Source organism: Mesorhizobium sp. M4A.F.Ca.ET.050.02.1.1 (assembly GCF_003997725.1).
In the GTDB taxonomy this organism is placed as follows: Bacteria; Pseudomonadota; Alphaproteobacteria; order Rhizobiales; family Rhizobiaceae; genus Mesorhizobium.
On record NZ_RZSG01000916.1, the window covers coordinates 1 to 2,209 of the forward strand.

Genomic DNA, 2,209 nt, shown 5'->3' on the forward strand with positions numbered 1-2,209 from the left:
TCTGTGCTTGTTGCGGCCAATTCCAACGCGCCCGGGCCACGTGGCGCGGCCGTCCGACCTGGCAACGCTCGATCGTCGGAACCCACCCAACCGCCGCTGTGGATGATGTCGATCTTAACGGCGCTGCTCTCGGCGACGATCACCACCATCGCGCTGTTGCTGCTTCGCTGACCGGGTCTGACCGGCTCTACGCGTCGTCCTGCAGGAAGGCTTCGAGTTTTTCAGTCGCAAGGCCTGCCTGTGCCGCAATGCGCCGCGCAAGGTCTGCCGCGGCGGCGCGCGGGCGGCCGACGGGCCGGTCGAGCCAGTAGGACACCGGATTGAGCGCGGTGCGGTCATCGACGGCGACGATCCGGCCCGTCTTGAGTTGCGCCTGCGTCAGTGGCGGCCGCGCCAGCGCGATGCCCAACCCGTGCGCCGCAGCGTCGAGCACCAGATTGTAATCTTCGAAGCGTCGATCCTGCGGACGAGGGCGGTAGTCGATATCCTGCGCCGCGAGCCAGGCGCGCCAGGCGGATGCGTCGGAATCGTTGATCAGCGGGAACTTGAGCAGCCGGGCAGGGTTGCCGTGCCCTATTTCCCCCGCCAGTTCCGGCGAGGCGATCGGGAAGATGTACTCCTCGAACAGCTGCACCGAGACCCGGCCGGGAATGCGACCGCGCCCGCAACGCACCGAAAGGTCGATGCCTTCGTCGGCGAGGTCCGCCTGGCGGTTGTCGACATCGAGCACGATGCGCAGCCGGGTCGGGCTATTCTCGAGCGCCGCCATGCGCGGCATCAGCCACAGGCCGCTGACCGAGGGGATCGAGGCCAGCCGCACCACCGCGGTGCCGCGCGGCTCCACCCAGCGGTCGGAATTGACCGAGATCAGCGCGAAGGCCTCGGTGGTTCTCAGATGCAGGCGGTTGCCCTCATTGGTCAGCGTCACGCCGCGCGCGTTGCGCTCGAACACTTTCAGCCCCAGCCAGTCCTCCAGCTTGGCGATCTGCCGGCTGATGGCGCCATGGGTGAGGTTCAGCCTCTCGGCCGCCGCCGAAAAGCTCCCCGTTCGCGCCGCAGCATCGAAAGCGCGCAAGGTCTCCAACGGGAGTAACTGGTTCGAGCTGTGATCCATGCTCACAGGTGACCCTCGAATTGGTCGTTTGTCAATCGACGGTTGATGCGGTCTTCTAGCCTCATGGAGCCAAGCAACGAGGATATAGCGATGACCGCCTATGCCGGTACGTTGAATCAGACACAGCGAATGGACACCACGGCGGCCATCGCGGTCGCGCTCACAGTGGTCGGCTGGGCCTCCGCCTTCCCGGCGATCCGTGCAGGCCTCGAGGCCTTCCAGCCGCTGGAGCTCGGCGCGCTGCGTTTTGCCATCGCCGCTGTGCCGGCGGCGATCTTCCTGGCCGTCAAGCGCCCGGCGCTGCCCAAGGTCGACGAGTTGTGGCGCTTCGGCTTCGGCGGCGCCATCTTCGTCGCGCTTTACACGGCGATGCTCAATTTCGGCGAGCTGACCGTGTCGGCGGGCGCCGCCGGCTTCATCATCAACGTCAGCCCGATCTTCACCGCCATCATGGCCATGGCGCTGCTCGGCGAGCGCTTTTCTGGCCTGGCCTGGCTCGGCACGCTGATCTCGTTTGCCGGCATCGGCATCATCGCCATGGCCGACGGGCAGGGGCTGCACTTCAACACCGGCGCGCTGCTGGTGCTGGGTTCCGCGCTCTGCTCGGCCGTCAACACCATCGTCCAGAAGCCGCTCTTTGCCCGCCATCATCCGCTGACCATCGCCGCCTCCAACATGGTGCTCGGCGCGCTCTGCCTGGCGCCCTTCCTGCCGGAAGCGATCTCGCAGGCGGCGGTTGCCGACACAGCCGGTCTCGGCGCCGTCATCTACCTTGGCATCGTGCCCAGCCTGATCGCCTACGCCGCCTGGGCGACCGCGCTGTCGCGCCTGCCGGCTGCGCGTGCCTCGAACTTCCTCTATCTGGTCTCGCCGATGTCCGCCCTGATCGGCTTTTTCTGGCTGGGCGAAGTGCCGACGATGCTCGGCATCCTCGGCGGCGCGCTAGCGCTCGGCGGCGTCATCGTGGTGAATTTGAAGCGGTAAGTCAGGGATCTAGCGTTCCCGAGTCAGGAAAAGAGCCGCATCGAGCGGCTCTTTTCATGTCCCCCACCCACCCGGACCTTCGGTCCGACCTCCCGGCAAGGGGGGTAGGGC

2 protein-coding genes are annotated in these 2,209 nt (G+C 66.8%); one reads left to right on the plus strand and one right to left on the minus strand.

Translation table 11 applies throughout. The features are described 5' to 3' along the window. Positions 1 to 187: 187 nt before the first annotated feature. Positions 188 to 1,114 carry a LysR family transcriptional regulator gene (locus EOA33_RS33090; protein ID WP_127407533.1) on the minus strand — a complete coding sequence of 309 codons (927 nt, stop codon included), beginning with the start codon at positions 1,112 to 1,114 and terminating at the stop codon, positions 188 to 190. 90 nt (positions 1,115 to 1,204) lie between these two features. On the opposite strand from EOA33_RS33090, the gene EOA33_RS33095 reads away from it, so the two are divergent. Continuing rightward, positions 1,205 to 2,098 carry a DMT family transporter gene (locus EOA33_RS33095; protein ID WP_126055068.1) on the plus strand — a complete coding sequence of 298 codons (894 nt, stop codon included), beginning with the start codon at positions 1,205 to 1,207 and terminating at the stop codon, positions 2,096 to 2,098. The last annotated feature ends 111 nt before the right edge of the window (positions 2,099 to 2,209 follow it).